The 15,998-nt window shown below is 55.7% G+C and carries 12 protein-coding genes; 4 read left to right on the plus strand and 8 right to left on the minus strand.

Features of this window, described 5'->3' with window-relative positions:
• The first annotated feature begins 475 nt into the window (after nt 1–475).
• From C1A08_RS10390 to C1A08_RS10400, 3 genes are read left to right on the plus strand one after another with little or no spacing between them, the layout of a single operon-like run.
• Nucleotides 476–1,591 (plus strand): efflux RND transporter periplasmic adaptor subunit, encoded by a 1,116-nt coding sequence (locus tag C1A08_RS10390; RefSeq protein WP_101573308.1) that lies wholly within the window; start codon nt 476–478, stop codon nt 1,589–1,591.
• 6 nt (nt 1,592–1,597) lie between these two features.
• Nucleotides 1,598–4,747 carry an efflux RND transporter permease subunit gene (locus C1A08_RS10395; RefSeq protein WP_101573310.1) on the plus strand — a complete coding sequence of 1,050 codons (3,150 nt, stop codon included), beginning with the start codon at nt 1,598–1,600 and terminating at the stop codon, nt 4,745–4,747.
• Nucleotides 4,748–4,750: 3 nt separating this feature from the next.
• Nucleotides 4,751–6,184 carry an efflux transporter outer membrane subunit gene (locus tag C1A08_RS10400; protein WP_101573313.1) on the plus strand — a complete coding sequence of 478 codons (1,434 nt, stop codon included), beginning with the start codon at nt 4,751–4,753 and terminating at the stop codon, nt 6,182–6,184.
• On the opposite strand, the gene C1A08_RS10405 is transcribed toward C1A08_RS10400, so the two are convergent.
• The 6 genes from C1A08_RS10405 to ligA form a co-directional block, all read right to left on the minus strand.
• Complete coding sequence (locus C1A08_RS10405) at nt 6,178–7,380, minus strand: clostripain-related cysteine peptidase (RefSeq protein ID WP_145996569.1); 1,203 nt, start codon at nt 7,378–7,380, stop codon at nt 6,178–6,180. The two genes, C1A08_RS10400 and C1A08_RS10405, sit on opposite strands and share 7 nt — an antisense overlap.
• Nucleotides 7,381–7,409: 29 nt before the next feature.
• Nucleotides 7,410–8,177: a TPM domain-containing protein gene (locus C1A08_RS10410; RefSeq protein WP_055205999.1), complete on the minus strand. Its 768-nt coding sequence runs from the start codon at nt 8,175–8,177 to the stop codon at nt 7,410–7,412.
• Nucleotides 8,178–8,191: 14 nt separating this feature from the next.
• The gene (locus tag C1A08_RS10415; RefSeq protein WP_055206001.1) at nt 8,192–8,779 is read right to left on the minus strand and encodes a LemA family protein; all 588 of its coding nucleotides are present in this window, start codon (nt 8,777–8,779) and stop codon (nt 8,192–8,194) included.
• 24 nt (nt 8,780–8,803) lie between these two features.
• The gene (locus C1A08_RS10420) at nt 8,804–9,577 is read right to left on the minus strand and encodes a DUF4919 domain-containing protein (RefSeq protein WP_228385778.1); all 774 of its coding nucleotides are present in this window, start codon (nt 9,575–9,577) and stop codon (nt 8,804–8,806) included.
• 92 nt (nt 9,578–9,669) lie between these two features.
• Nucleotides 9,670–10,557, minus strand: coding sequence for a 4-hydroxy-tetrahydrodipicolinate synthase (gene dapA, locus C1A08_RS10425; protein WP_055206005.1), 888 nt, complete (start codon nt 10,555–10,557; stop codon nt 9,670–9,672).
• Between the two features lie 36 nt (nt 10,558–10,593).
• On the minus strand, nt 10,594–12,693 hold the full coding sequence (ligA, locus tag C1A08_RS10430) for an NAD-dependent DNA ligase LigA (protein WP_101573318.1): 2,100 nt from the start codon (nt 12,691–12,693) through the stop codon (nt 10,594–10,596).
• A gap of 210 nt (nt 12,694–12,903) precedes the next feature.
• Between ligA and C1A08_RS10435 the strand changes: the two genes are divergently transcribed.
• Nucleotides 12,904–13,215 (plus strand): hypothetical protein, encoded by a 312-nt coding sequence (locus tag C1A08_RS10435; RefSeq protein WP_055206083.1) that lies wholly within the window; start codon nt 12,904–12,906, stop codon nt 13,213–13,215.
• 83 nt (nt 13,216–13,298) lie between these two features.
• On the opposite strand, the gene C1A08_RS10440 is transcribed toward C1A08_RS10435, so the two are convergent.
• Nucleotides 13,299–14,534, minus strand: a complete 1,236-nt coding sequence (locus C1A08_RS10440; protein WP_101573320.1) for a 6-phosphofructokinase — start codon at nt 14,532–14,534, stop codon at nt 13,299–13,301.
• Between the two features lie 168 nt (nt 14,535–14,702).
• Nucleotides 14,703–15,893 (minus strand): FprA family A-type flavoprotein, encoded by a 1,191-nt coding sequence (locus C1A08_RS10445; protein ID WP_055206087.1) that lies wholly within the window; start codon nt 15,891–15,893, stop codon nt 14,703–14,705.
• Nucleotides 15,894–15,998 lie beyond the last annotated feature (105 nt).

Consider the following 15,998-nt stretch of genomic DNA (forward strand, 5'->3'; position numbering starts at 1 on the left):
TCAATCGTTTGATGCAAATATAGTATTTTTAAATTCTATAATGCAAATTTTATGGGGTATATTTTAATATAAATACTTATTTTAAAACATACACCCCCCAAAATACACACACAAATCACAAATAATTTAAATTACGATTTAAAACAATAATTCTATTAAACGCATAATTATCTCGTCAAAATCCGGTAAAAACACGTAATATCCCTGCCTGAAACCCGGATTTAATAAAAAACAGTAACCTAAAATTACGACTCGGCATAAATTCGATCTTTTTCGGACACCCCCTCACATTTCGGGGGATTATTTCCACAAAATCGTTTTTGAACCGCCAAGCGTCAAAATTCACAACCCTGTAACTTCAAAAAGGACATAATAAGAAAAAAAAGGACTTAAAAAGAGTACCCCTTCCTGCAAAACAATACCACCGTCAATAAGCGGTATGTTTTTTGACAGAATAACGGTAAACTCTAAACGTATGAAAGCGAATAAATCTACCTTTCTGATTCTGATTTTATCCGGAGCCCTGTTGTTGGGCTGCAAACGAAAGCGAGAGACGCAGACGCCGCCGCTCGAACTGCCGGTGGCCGAAGCGACGACGAGCGATATTCCGATATGGATGGACTTCGTAGGCCAGACCTACGGAAAATCGGACATCACGATACAGGCGCGCGTAAGCGGATTTTTGCGCGGAATCTATTTCAGAGAAGGGACATTCGTACACAAGGGAGACTTGCTCTACGTGATCGAACCGGCCCCTTACGCCGCGCAAACGGCTCAGCGGCAGGCCTCGGTCAGCCAGGCCGAAGCGGAACTGACCAATGCCCGGCAGAATTACGAACGCGTGAAACCGCTCGCAACCATCAACGCCGCCAGCAAAAGCGACCTAGACGCCGCCGTCTCGCGGCTATCGGCAGCCCAGGCGGCTCTGAAAGCAGCTCAGGCTGCATTGAAATACACCGAAATCGAACAAAGTTACACGCAGGTACTCTCCCCCGTAAACGGCATTATTGGACAGACAAAAGCCCGCACCGGAGACTACGTAGGCCCCGGATCGCAATATGCGGTACTGAACACCGTCTCGCAGGTCGATACGATACGCGTGGTATTCTTCATCCCGGAAGACACCTATTTCGATCTGATACGTCGGGGCAGGGCCGATTTCAGCGAAATCATGCTGACGATCTCGGACAACATCGCCTATCCGCACCGGGGGCACTTCGATTTTATCGGACGGGCCGTCGAGCAGGGCACCGGATCGCTGAACGCACAGGTTTCGTTCCCGAATCCGGATACGCTGTTGCGCCCCGGGCAGTTCGCCCGCATCCGCACCGTCGTCGACACGCTGCGGTCGGCGCTGCTGATCCCGCAACAAGCGGTAATGCGCACGCAGGGCATCAGCAGCGTCTATGCGCTCGATTCGGCCGGACGGGCGAAACAGCGCATCGTATCCCTCGGCAATACCTATAATAATATGTGGGTAGTCAACTCCGGACTCGACTCCGGAGCGCGCGTCGTCACTTCGGGTTTCCACAAAGTTCGTGAAGGAGCGGTCGTAGAGCCGATGACCGTCGCCGATTCACTCCAAAAATAGAAAACTATGGGAAACTTTTTCGTAAGACGTCCGATATTCGCCATGGTCATCGCCATCATGATCGTAGTGCTGGGACTGATCGCCATCAAAAGCATGCCGATCGAGCAATACCCCGACATCACGCCGCCCGTGGTCGAAGTGACGGCTCAGTATCAGGGAGCCGACGCGCTCACGGTCGAGCAGAGCGTTGCCACGCCGATCGAAGAGAGCGTTAACGGAGTGAGCGACATGATCTACATGCAGTCGACCAACTCGAACGACGGCAGCATGTCGTTACAGGTGTCCTTCGGCGTAGGAAGCAACCCGGACATGAGCACCGTATTCACTCAGAACCGCGTCTCGTCGGCCACGCCGATGCTACCGCAGCCGGTGATCCAACAGGGCGTCACCACGCAAAAAACCATGACGAGCTTCATCATGGTACTGTCGTTGTTCTCCGACGGCCGGTACGACGAGAATTTCCTGGCCAATTACGCGATCATCAACATGAAAGACCCGATCTCGCGGATCAACGGCGTCGGCAGCGTACAGGTGCTCGGCGGCGGCCCTTACGCGATGCGAATATGGATCAAACCGGACAAGATGGATTACCTCGGCATCACGGTCGGCGACATCTCGGCGGCAATCGGCCAGCAAAGCCAGATCGTTCCCGGCGGCCAGCTCGGCGCCGAGCCGAACGACGGCTCTCCGGAATTCACCTATACGGTACGGATGCCGGGCCAGTACAGTACGGCCGAAGAGTTCGAACGGATCGTGCTGCGGGCCAATCCGGACGGTTCGCTGGTGCGACTCCGGGACGTCGCGCGGGTAGAACTCGGCGTACAATCTTACAGCACGACGGCCTCCTTCCAGGAACATCCGGCCTGTTTGCTGCTGATCAACCAGTCGCCGGGCAGCAATGCCGTCGAGGTCGGCAGGCAGGTCAACTCGCTGATGAAAGACCTCGCGAAATCGTTCCCGGACGGCGTACAGTACAACACGGTAGTCGACTCGACGCATACGATCGTGCTCGGCATCCAGGATATCGTCACGACGCTGCTGTTGGCGCTGCTGCTCGTCGTGCTGGTCATCTATCTTTTTCTGCAAAACATCCGGGCCACGATCGTGCCGCTGATTGCGATTCCGGTCTCGCTGATCGGAGCCTTTATGGTCTTCCCGCTGTTCGGATTCTCAATCAACGTCTTTTCGCTGCTCGGACTGGTACTCGCGATCGGGCTGGTAGTCGACGACGCCATCGTAGTCGTCGAAGCCGTCCAGGTGAATATCGAAAAGGGCATGAACGGCCGGGACGCCACGATCGCGGCGATGAAGACCGTCGCTTCGCCGATCATCGCGACGACGTCGGTGTTGATGGCCGTATTCCTGCCGGTCGGACTGATGCCGGGCGCAGCCGGGAAACTCTACGGACAATTCGCCATCACGATCGCCATCAGCGTTTGCCTGTCGGGGATCAACGCGCTGTCGCTGAGTCCGGCGCTCTGTTCGCTGCTGCTGCGTCCCAAGAAAGAGGGCCAGACGGACAACCGGTTTTTCCGGTGGTTCAACCGCCGTTTTACCAGCGGCGTCGACGGCTATCTGAAAACCAGCGGCGTGATCGTCCGACACAGCGCGCGAACGCTGCTGTTCATCGGCATTTCGGCGGCGGCCGTCGTCATCCTGATGAAGCAGATCCCGACCGGATTCCTACCGGACGAAGACCAGGGCTACCTGATTACCAACATCCAACTGCCCAACGCCGCTTCGCTGACGCGCACCGAAGCGGTCATCAAGCAGATCAACGACGTTCTCGACAAAAACGACAATGTCCAGTCGGTCACCTCGGCCGCCGGATTCAGCCTGCTGGCCGGCACGCAATCGCCGAATAGTGGTCTGATATTTATCCGGTTGAAAGACTGGAACAAACGCAAGATGACCGCAGCGCAAATCACCGAAGCGTTGAACATGGAACTTTACGAAGAGATCGACGCTGCCGAAGTCTTTACGTTCGGACCGCCGTCGATTCCCGGCCTGGGACCGAGTTCGGGCTTTACGATCATGATCCAGGACAAGGGCGGCAACACGCCGCAATACCTGGCCGAATACACCGGAAAATTCATCGAAGAGGCCAAGAAGCGCCCCGAAATCGCCAGCATCAGCACGATGTTCCAGGCCGACGTGCCTCAAAAGGCGATCTCGATCGACAACGACAAAGTACTGAGCGCGGGAGTTTCGCTGGACGAACTGCATACGCAGGTGTCGGCCTATCTCGGCGGCATGTACGTCAACAACTTCAACCGTTTCGGCCGGATGTACCAAACCTATATCCAGGCCGAAAGCGAGTACCGGCTGAACGAATCGAAGATCAGCCAGTTCTATCTGACGAACAACCGGGGTGAAAGCGTCCCGCTGTCGGCCTTCATCACGGTGCGCGACACGACCGGGCCGCAGTTCACGAACCGCTTCAACCTCTACCGCTCGGCCGGAGTGACGGGACTGCCTTCGACGAAATACTCGACCGACGAAGCGATGACCGCCCTCGCGGAAGTCGCCGACGAGGTGCTTCCGGACGACATGGGCTACGCATGGAGCAACATGTCGTACCAGGAAGCCCACAACAGCGGCGCGGGAATCGTATTCCTCTATGCGGTGATCTTCGTTTTTTTGATTCTCGCCGCGCTGTACGAAAGCTGGAGCCTGCCGTTGAGCATCCTGCTCGGCATCCCGTTCGCGCTGCTCGGAGCGATGGGCTTCACTTACCTGGCGCACCTGTTCGACCCGATATACGTCAACGACATCTTCATGCAGGTGTCGCTGATCATGCTGATCGGACTGGCGGCCAAAAACGCGATCCTGATCGTGGAATACGCCCGCGACAAATTCAGCGAAGGCATGAACCTGCAACAGGCGGCTCTCGAAGGAGCCAAACTGCGGGTGCGGCCGGTCATCATGACCGCCGTAGCGTTCCTGATGGGCGTACTGCCGCTGATCTTCGCGACCGGCAGCAATGCCGTCGCGCGCAACATCATGGGGCTGGCGCTGTTCGGCGGTATGCTGATCGCCACGCTGATCGGACTGTTCGCTTACCCCGGGTTGTTCGTGCTGATCGGAAAATGGGGACGTTACGAAGAAAAACGAAATCAAAAAGCCGCGACGGAAAACAGTCCGGCCGTAAAATAAATCATGATGCGATTCGATATGAACAAACGATATTTTATCCGGATATTCCCGCTGATCGTCCTTTTTGCGGGCAGTTGCACGGTCGGTCCGAAATTCAAAGCGCCGGTCGTCGAAACCCCGCCGAGATACATGGGAGCGGCCGGCACCGCCGCAACGGATCTCTACTGGTGGCAACTGTTCGACGACACGACGCTGACGAGGCTGATCGCGACGGCAATCGAGAACAACCGCAACGTCGAAATCGCCTTCTCCCGGGTCGAACAGGCGCGGCTGACGCTGAAGGAGACCCGCGCCGGTCTGTGGCCGTCGGTAAGCTACGGCGTCACCGGACAGTACGGCACGGAGTCCTTCATCGGACTGAAAAGCGACAAACCGGTGGAAACCTATATCATCAAACCGAGCATCTCCTGGGAACTGGATCTGTTCGGCAAAATCAGGCGGATGAGCGAAGCCGACCGCGCGCAACTGCTGGCGACCGACCGGGCGGCGCAAGGCGTGTTGGTTTCGCTGGTAGCCGAGGTGGCATCGACCTATTTTTCCTACCTGCAGTACGAATATGCCGGTAAAACCGCCCGACAGACCAGCATTTCCCGCGAAGCGACCTACGCGCTGCAGCAACAAAGCTATGCGATCGGCTCGATCGACGAGCTGCAACTGCGCCAGGGAGAAGCGGCCTATGCCACGGCCGCCGCGGCGAATGCCCAGTACGAACGCGCCAGCGAGCAGGCGTTACACGCCCTCAGCCTGTTGCTGGGACAAAATCCCTCGCAGGTCGTCGGCAAACACACTCCGCTGGTCGACCTCCGCATTCCGGCCGAAGTGCCCGCCGGTTTGCCGTCCGACCTGCTCGCCCGTCGGCCCGACATGGTCGAAGCTTACTATCAGGTGATGGCTGCCAACGCTCAGATCGGCGTGGCGCAGGCGATGCGTTTTCCGAGCATCGCGCTGACCGGAAACGGCGGCGTATTCAGCGAGGAATTCAAAAAGCTGTTCGATCACAATGCTTGGATGTGGTCGGCGGCAGGAGGGATTACGGGGCCGGTTTTCAATTTCGGAGCCAACAAACGCAGGGTACAGATCATGCGCGAGAAACACCGCGAGGCAATTATGAATTACGAGCAATGTTTTCTGCAGGCGCTCCGGGAGGTCGAAGACGCGCTGACAGCCGTCCGCACTTACCGTACCCAACTCGAATCGATGCTGACATTGGTAACGGCTGCCGAAAAAGCCGACCGGCTGTCGCAGCAGCAGTACGCCGCCGGACAGATCAGTTACTTGGACGTTCTGGAAACGCAACGAACATTATTCGACGCGCAATCCGATTACGCGGAGACGCTCAGCGCAACGATGAGCAGCTACGCCACGCTTTACAAAGCGCTCGGAGGCGGCATCATGTCGCCGGAAGAATCGGCAGAAAAGAGCGCCGCAACTCAGTAAGCGATCCCGACCGCTTTCGCCCACGGGGTTTCCTTATAGGATTCTTGCAGAAGTTGCAACGCGGACAGGTCGCGCGGAACGTACGTGGAAAGTCCGCAGAAAGTATTCAGCTTGACGCACATATTAAAGGGTCCTACTCCCGGACCGGAATAGGCGCTGAAAACGTACTCGGTATGATCTTCGTAAACCACCGTTTTGCGAAGTTGCCCGGCGAACGCGGCATAAAGAGCGGCATCTCCGCCGATTTTGGAATAATAGTCCAGCAGATCGTGAAAAACGTGGGTCTGCATCCGCTCCAAATACTGAACCTGCGACACATCCGCCGAAGCGGGCGAAGCGGAGGCGTAAAACGCTTTGGCAGCCGCAGCCAGCGCGTCCAGTTCGTCGGTTTTAATCAGACCGACCGAGGCATAGGGCCACGTAGACGACGATTGCCGGTAGTAATCGACGAACAGTCGGCAGACCTCTTCGAACCGCGGCGTATCCGCGAACAGTTCCGGCAAAATCGCATCGTACGAAAAACCGGACGAAAGGATCTCCGTCGGAGAAGCGATGATGTATTTGGCGGCATTCCGCAGTTCGTACAACGCCTCGACACTCCCCATAAAGCAGGCGTCGAACAGCAGGAAGTCGAATTCCCGATCCCGGGGCAACGCCCCGGCCAGATCGGAAATGTCGATATAATTGGCGCCGTCCTGAGCGAACCATTTGGTAAGGGGCGCATTCGGATCTTTCCGCCACAGATCGTCCGCCGAATAGCTTTTCGGAATCACTCCGGCAGGCGCCCAGCCCAATCCGTGCGACCACAGCACCAGCCCGTAGGATTCGGCCGGATACAGCGCTTTGGTACGCGCGATCACCCGGCTCAGCACCGACGTCGATGCGGAATTCTCTTTCGCATACTCCTCGACGACCGTCTTTTTGCCTCCCGACTCGATCTTCAACAATTGGGGAGTACCTCCCTGCGGATCGATATAGACGATCAGGTTCCCGTCGATCGACTCCATTCCGACAAGCATCTGATCGACATTTTGCCAGGCGGAGTTCACCAAATTATTATCGGCGGCCATATAGACCAGGATCGTCCGCCCGCTCTTTACAGGCGGCGGATCGATTTTTCCTCCATCTTCATTCTTTCCGCAGGAGAAAAACAGACAGGCTATCAGCCCTAAAACCGAAAAGTAAAATTTTCCCATCGAATCCGTATTATTGTTCGTTATCAAACCTACCAGGAACGTCCGGCTCCGCCGCCGCCCGACATTCCGCCTCCGAAACCGCCGAAACCTCCGCCTCCGAAACTGCCTCCGCCACGCGACCCGCCGCCCAGGAAAATCGGGGGGAACCACCCTCCCCCGCCGCGGCTGCCGTTGCCTCCATGCCCTCCTCCCTTGCGGCCGGCGGCAAACAAAAAGAAAAGCACCAGAATCGCTACCAGCCCGACGGCGACTCCGCCGCCTTCGTCTCGACCGGCATACTGATCGGCCGTGAATTCCCCGCGGGAAAGTTGCATCAGTACGTTCGTCGCCTTGTCCAACCCGTCATAAACGCTTCCCCGGCGAAACTCCGGGATCATCTCCTGATCCAAAATCCGCCCGGCGGTAATATCCGGGATCACCCCTTCCAGGCCGTATCCCACCGAAATGTAGGCTTCGCCCCGGGAATCGGGTTGCGACGGCTTGACCAGAATCAGAATCCCGTTATCCTTGCCTTTGCGTCCGACTCCCCACTTGTCGTGCAGCCGCTGCGCATAGTCGGCCGGAGCGTAACCGTCCAGATCGTCCACCGTAACGACGGTAATCTGCGTCGAAGTCTCGCGGTCGAAATCCGCCAGCTTTTGTTCCAGCGACCGGCGCTGCGCCTCGTCGAGCAATCCGGCGAAATCGTTGACCAAGCGCGGCGGCGACATCTGATCGGGCAACTGCTGCGCGACGAGCGGCAGCGAAAGCAAAGCCGCGCCGCACCAGCAGGCAAAGATCCTTAACAGCGATCTCATCGATATGCGACCCGTTAAAATTCGACTTTAGGAGCGACTTCCGAGCCGGGTTGCGCTTCGAAATAACCGATCGGGGCGAATCCGAACATCCCGGCCAGCAGGTTGCGCGGAAACATTTTGATATAGGTGTTGAACTGCTGCGCGGCATCGTTGAATTTGCGCCGTTCGACGGCAATCCGGTTTTCCGTCCCTTCGAGCTGCGTCTGCAAATCCAGGAAGTTCTGGTTGGCTTTCAGGTCGGGATAACTCTCGGAGATAGCCATCAACCGACTGAGCGCCGACGAAAGCTCGCCTTGCGCCTGATCGAAACGGGCCATAGCGGCGGCATCGTTCACGTCGATCCGGGTCTGCGTCGCTTTCGCACGCGCTTCGACTACCTGTTCCAGCGTATTCTGTTCGTGGGCAGCGTAACCCTTTACGGTGCTCACCAAATTCGGAATCAGGTCGGCGCGACGCTGATACTGATTCTCAATGTTGCCCAACTGCGCCGTAGCGGCTTCGCTGCGGCTGACCATATCGTTGTAACTTCCTTTCAACCATGAATAAGCGCCCAGCACAACGACTGCCACGACCGCCAAAATAATCCATCCTTTACGTTTCATTCTCTGTCTTCTTAATAACTGTTTTTACTCAACCTTCTCCACACTGGGCGCCGCCCGCCTTTTCAACGGCAGTCCGTTGAATTCCCATCCGCTACTGCGCTTTTCGGGCTCCTTGTCGGGCCGCTGCCAATAGATCCGCCCGAAATCGAAATAATATCCTTTAACTCCTTTCTCCTTCACCAGCAGCGGCGTATAAGCCACCGTCCGACTGATCACGCGCTCCTTGCCGCAAATGATATTCTCGCTGGCCAGAAAATCGCGCACATGCGAAAAATAGATGATGTGCCACGGCGACTCCTCGCTCAGTCCGGTTCCCGAAGACTTGATCGCATTCAGCACCCCCTGCAACCGGTAATAGTTGATCCGCTCGTTCAGCGTATCTCCGATCCCGCCGTAAGCGTAAATCAGGAAATTGATCGCTCCCGGATCGAACGGCTCTTTTTTCAACACCTCGTTCCCGTAGGCGATAACCCGCCGGTAGTCCGCCTCGTTCAGCGAATCGGCCTCCAGAATTTGCAGGATCTTGTCGCGGGCCGCCGGCGTCTCGAACGGCTTGTATTCCGGACGCCATACGAAACCGTAGTACAAATAACGGTAGTCGGTATCCGTCAGAGTCGTATCGCCGGTCAGATAACGGGTGAAAAGCGTCGGGTAATAGTAAGGGGAAGCGCTGTTGATCGTTTCCCGGAGGATCGCGTCGTTATCCGGGGCCTGTGTCCGCACCGTATCCTGCTGCGCCGCAGCGGACAAAACCCCTGCAAACATCAACACCGCCAAAGAGAAAACAATTCGTCTCATATCTTTATATTTCACCCTTAATAAACGCTAAAAATATAAAAATATTTGACGCGGACGAAATTTAGGGCTTATTCGGTCGGCCCGCGAAGCGGTCAACGGAGTTCGTACGCTTTCAGCAGGCCGTCGATCTTGGAGACCAACCGGTCGCTGGCAGGCACCAGCGGCAGGCGCAAATAATTGCCGATCACGCCCAGACAACTCAGCGCAGCTTTGATGCCGGTCGGATTCCCCTCTTCGAACAGGGAATCGACCGCCTCCATCATCTGAAGGTGCAGCGAAGCCGCTTCTTTCACGCGGCCGTCGAGAGCCAAATGCGCCATCCGGCAGAATTTCTCAGGGAAAGCCTGAGCTGCGACGGAGATGATCCCGTCCCCGCCCAGCGCCACCATCGGCAGGGTCAGGTTATCGTCGCCGGAAACCACGGCGAATCCCTCCGGCCGGTCGCGCAGGATATAAGCCGCCTGCGACAGGCATCCGCTGGCCTCCTTGACCGCGACGACGTTCGGACAATCGTGCGCCAGGCGCAGCACGGTTTCGGCTTTCATGTTGACGCCGGTACGTCCCGGCACGTTGTACAGCACCACTCCGCACGGAGCCGCAGCGGCAACCGCCTTGTAATGCTGATAAATACCCTCCTGCGAAGGCTTATTATAATAAGGAGTGACCGTAAGGATCGCATCGATCCCGGTAAAATCGGTTTTGCGGATCGAAGCCACCACTTCGGCCGTATTGTTGCCGCCCATTCCGAGCACGACCGGCAGGCGTCCGTTATTCTTCCGAACCACGCAACTGACGACCGCCTCTTTCTCGTCGGCAGTCAGCGTAGGCGTTTCGGCCGTCGTTCCGAGCACGACCAGGTAATCGGCCCCGCCGGCAGTCACCCGTTCAACCAGCGCTTCCAATGCGCCGAAATCGACCGATCCGTCTTCCGAAAACGGGGTTATCAGGGCGATCCCCACGCCTCTCATGTTAGGTTTCATCGTGAAATGTTAATTTTCGGACAAATTTAATATTTTTTACCCGAACAAGGTGCGCCGCTTCGAATTATTTTCCGAGGGTTCTTCTTTTTTCTCGGACGACGATTGTTCCGCAACGGGAATTTCATCGTGTTCCTTCTCCCCGACGGCTTCTCCGGCAATAATCCGTTCGAAATCGGCCTCGCCGATAATTTTGACGCCCAGCTTATTGGCTTTGGTCAATTTCGCCGGGCCGATATTATTGCCGGCCAACAGATAATCGGTATTGGACGAAACAGCTCCCTGATTCTTGCCGCCGTGCGCCTCGATCAGTTGTTTCAACTGATCGCGCGAATGTCTTTCGAACGTCCCCGAAATGACGATCTTTTTACCGTCGAGACGATCCGAAAGACGCGCCGATTCCCCGGCTTCGAAATGCAGGCCGCTCGCCTTCAGCCGCTCCAAAATATCCAGGTTCGCCGGATCGAGAAAGTAATCCCGCACGCTGACAGCGATCCGCTCGCCGATATCCTCCGCCGTAGCCAGCTCCTCGGGCGTAGCCGCGGCAAGCGCATCGAGGCTCTTGAACTGCGCGGCAAGCGTTTTGGCGGTCGTCTCGCCGACGAAGCGAATCCCGATCGCGAACAACACCCGATGAAAGGGAACGTTCAACGACTCCCGGATACTGTTTAAAATATTGTCGGCGGATTTTTCGCCCAGACGCGGCAAATCGACCAGGTCCTCGCGTTTCAGCCGGTACAGATCGGCGATATCGGCGACCAGCCCCGAATCGTACAACAGTTGCACCGTCTCCTCGCCGAGACCGTCGATATTCATCGCCTTACGCGAAATGAAATGCACGATACGGCCGACGATCTGCGGCGGACAATGGCTTGGGTTCGGACAGTAATGGCGCGCCTCGCCTTCGTATTTGACCAATTCCGTTCCGCATTCCGGACAGTGCGTGATGAACTTGAACGGCTCGCTGCCGGCCGGACGTTCGGACAGATCAACGCCGGTAATTTTCGGAATAATTTCGCCGCCCTTTTCCACATAGACCATATCGCCGAGCCGGATATCGAGCAGCGCGATCTGTTCGGCATTGTGCAGCGAAGCCCGTTTGACGGTTGTACCGGCCAACGGCACCGGATCGAGGTTGGCGACCGGCGTCACCGCCCCGGTACGCCCGACCTGAAAATCGACCGACAACAGCCGGGTGCGGGCCTGTTCCGCTTTGAATTTATAGGCTACGGCCCAGCGCGGAGCCTTGGCGGTATAACCGAGCCGATTCTGATCGGCGAAACGGTTCACTTTGATTACCACGCCGTCCGTAGCGAACGGCAGGTCGTAACGCGCCTTATCCCAATGACGGATAAAAGCGTCTATCTCGTCGATCGAACGGCACAGGCTGATCTGATCGGATACCTTAAATCCCCAACGTCGGGCCGCCTGCAAACTTTCGTAATGGGTTTCGAATGGCAGCTTGTCGCCGACCAGCGCATACAGCGTGCAGTCGAGCTCGCGGCGGGCGGTTTCGGCCGAGCTCTGTTGTTTGAGCGACCCGGCGGCGGCATTGCGCGGATTGGCGAACGGCGTCTCCCCGATGTCTTCCCGCTCCCGGTTCAGTCGTTCGAACGAGCGGAACGGCATCAGCACCTCGCCGCGAATTTCGAAAAAGGACGGGTAATCGTCCCCGGCAAGCCGCAGCGGCACGGTGCGGATCGTCCTTACGTTCGCCGTCACGTCGTCGCCGCGCGTCCCGTCGCCGCGCGTCACGGCCTGCGACAAGCGACCGTCCTGATAAGTCAGGCTGATCGCCGTGCCGTCGAATTTCAGCTCGCATACGTATTCCACAGGTTCTACCTCCTTGCGGATGCGAACATCGAATTCGTGCAGCTCGTCGAGCGAATAGGTATTCGACAGCGACAACATCGGATAACGGTGTTCCACGGTGCGAAACTCATTGGTCGCATCGCTGCCGACGCGATGCGTCGGCGAATTGGGATCGTCGAACTCCGGGTAGGCTTTTTCGAGCTCCTGCAACTCGCGTAACAGGGCGTCGAATTCGTAATCGCCGATCAGCGGATCATTCAGTACGTAATACCGGTAATTGTGATCATTGATTTGTTCGCGAAGTTGTTCGATTTTCTGCCGCATAATAGTACCGATTTAATATAAAAGGCATTACTTTTGTGCCGCCTACGGGAAAGCCGTGACAAAACTAATAAAAAACAAACACAAAAACCAGACCCCAAACGGCAACGTTTCGGAGTAAAAAACAGGCCATACGGACAATTTGCAGTTTTTTTGGGATGTTCGTGTTTTGATTTACAAATTTTGCTTATACTTGCAGAAAATTTTTGGGAAACAATGACGGAAAAGAAACAAAAGAAGCGAGTTGCTATCAGTTACAAGAACCTTTCGCCTGAATTGCGGGATGAGGTGAAGAAGCAATATCCGAACGGATATACCGATCACATGATCCGCATCGACAAAGGCCCCGGGGATTTTTTCTACGCGATCGTATTGGAAACCGAAGACACTTCTTACCTGATCAAAGTGGACGTCAAAGTGGACGATCAGGTCGAAGAGGACGACAAAGACTTCTTCGGGGACGACGAGATTAAGGACGACGATGAAATCATCGACACCGATATGGCGGATATGGACGACGAAGAGTAAGCGCTTATCTAAATAAAATTTAAACAATCAGGGCTGCACCGGAAGGATGCAGCCCTGATCTATTTTTTATCCGGCGGAACGGATTATTCGTTCCACTCCAGAATCTTGTAGAAATCGAAAGCTTCCGGATTCGGCACGTATTTTTTGGCGGCTTCGTAATCGGCCGGCGTGACGTAGTTCAGGATGTTTTTGATGACCATCGTAAACTTGTCCGAATTGATATCGACCAAACGCGGCGGAATCTTGCCGGTTTCGGGATCCTGCAGGTCTTTCAGGTACAGCGGAGAAATCTGTCCGGCGGGATCGGCATACACCATACAGCCGGTCTTGCCTTCGCTGAACAACTTATAAGTCCCCATACCCAGCAGCGAACAGTAAACCAGGTCGTAAGCGACCGGAGTCTGGCAGCGCACCTCGTAACCGATTTCGACCGGACGGGATTTCACCTTAATTTTCAGTTCGCCCAATTTCTTTTCGAGCATTTCATTGAATATGTGAGCTTTCGACACTTTGCCGAGTTCGGGATGCCCGTGGTCGTCATACGAAAAATGAATCCCCGATTTTTTGATTTCGGCATCGCTCAGCGAGTGGAACACGCCCTCCGAGATCATCGCCACGCCGTAATCGAGACCCATGATCTTGCGCTTGATAATCGACGAAACGACGAGGTTCACGATCTTTTCGACGGTGATCTCGGTTTTGTTGAACATTTCGGGGATCACGATCATCGGATAGTGGCAGGCCGTGCCGATACCGAACGCCAGGTGTCCGGCGGAACGTCCCATAGCAGCCACGACGAACCAGTTTCCGCTGGTGCGCGCGTCGGTATAGACCGTGCGGCCGATGATCGAGCCCATGTCCTTGGCCGACTGGTAGCCGAACGTCGGCGAGCCGGCCGGCAGCGGCAGGTCGTTGTCGATCGTTTTCGGAACATGGATGTTGGCGATCGGATACTTTTTGGCTGCCAAGAATTTGGCGATGCGGTTCGCAGTCGAAGCCGTATCGTCGCCTCCGACGGTCACCAGCAACTTAACGTTGTTTTTGACGAACAGGTCGAGGTTGAAATCTTCTTCGAAGTTTTTGTCCGACGGTTTGAAACGACTCATCGTCAGGAACGATCCGCCGCGGTTGAAGATGTCGTCGGCCAGCAGGAAGTCGATCTCGGTGATTTTCGGCGTGTCGGTGAACAGAGCGGAATATCCGCCGTGCAGTCCGAGCACCCGGTATCCTTTCTGTAAAAACGTTTTTGCCACGCTACCGACCACAGTGTTCATTCCGGGAGCAGGCCCCCCGCCCGTCAAAATTGCAATTGCATCCATTTCTTTTATTTTAAAGTTTAAGTTCTATCGGTTCCGGCCCTTGCGCCGGATGTTTTTTCGTTTGAGCGATCCAAAAATACAATTTATTTTTAATATTTTTTAACAATTTTTGAGATTTATTACCGCATTTACCGCTTTTTTAACACGACGCTACGGCAGTACCACACCCTACCCGAGCAACCGGGCGGCCATCGCCGCAGCCAACGCATCGCAGGCCGCCTCTTTTCCGGGCTCGGGATGCCCCATGATCTCCGCGGCGGGCGCGACCACCTCCCACCCGATCTCTTCGGCGAAAGCGTTCAGATTTTTGACGCCCCCTCCGTTCCAACTGTACGTACCGAAAATACCGAGCAATCTCTCCTTAACGCCCATATGCAGCAACTCGCGCGTCAGGTTCTCCATCAGCGGAAACATCTGCAGGTTGTAGGCGCAGCTTCCGAGCACCACCCCCTTATAGCGCCAAATATCGTTGATAAGGTATGAAATATGCGTTTTCGACACATCGTGGACGCGGACCTTTTTCACGCCGGCTTCGGCGATCCGACGGGCGATGTAATCGGCCATTTGCGCCGTATTGCCATACATCGACGCATAGATGACCACGACGCCGTCCTCGCCCTGATAGCTGCTCCAGCGATCGTACAGGCCGATCACCTTGCACGGATCGGTACGCCACACCAATCCGTGCAGCGGGCAGATCGTACGGATCGGATAGTCGCGCAATTTGGCGAGCGCCTTTTGCACCATCGGGCTGTACTTACCGACGATGTTCGAATAATAGCGGCGCATCTCGTCCTCGTAGAAAGCGAAATCGGTCTGGTCGTCGTACACCCCTCCGTCGAGCGCCCCGAACATACCGAACGCATCGCCCGAAAAAAGCACGCCGTCGGTCTGGTCGAACGTCATCATCGTTTCGGGCCAGTGCACCCACGGCGTAAACACGAACTTCAGGTTGTGATATCCGAGCGACAGCGTGTCGCCGTCCTTCACCTCGATCAGGTTGTCCCGTTTGCCGAAATAGGCTTCCAACACCCGGAAAGTTTTACAGTTACCGACGATTTTCACATCCGGGTAACGCTGCACCAGGTTTTCGATCTCGCCCGAATGATCGAGTTCCATATGGTGGATGATCAGGTAATCGAGCGGACGCCCGTCGAGCGACTCGGACACCCAGTCCGCATACGAGCGGTCGCTGCCGCTCTCGACGGTATCCATCAGCGCGCACTTTTCGTCCCGAATCAGGTACGAATTGTAGGACACTCCGTTGGGCAATGGCCAGATATTTTCAAAAAGTTGTTTGCGGCGATCGTTGACGCTCGTCCAATAAATCCGTTCGCCGATGCGTTGTTTACAATTCATAATCTAACTCTCCTCTTTTATCTTGTCCGTAAACGTTTCGTAATACAGTCTGCGGGCAGCGCGCCCGCGTTCCGTCCGGGGAAACACAACAATCCGTCCTCCATG

The sequence above is a fragment of the Alistipes sp. cv1 genome, from assembly GCF_900240235.1.
In the GTDB taxonomy this organism is placed as follows: domain Bacteria; phylum Bacteroidota; class Bacteroidia; order Bacteroidales; family Rikenellaceae; genus Alistipes_A; species Alistipes_A hominis.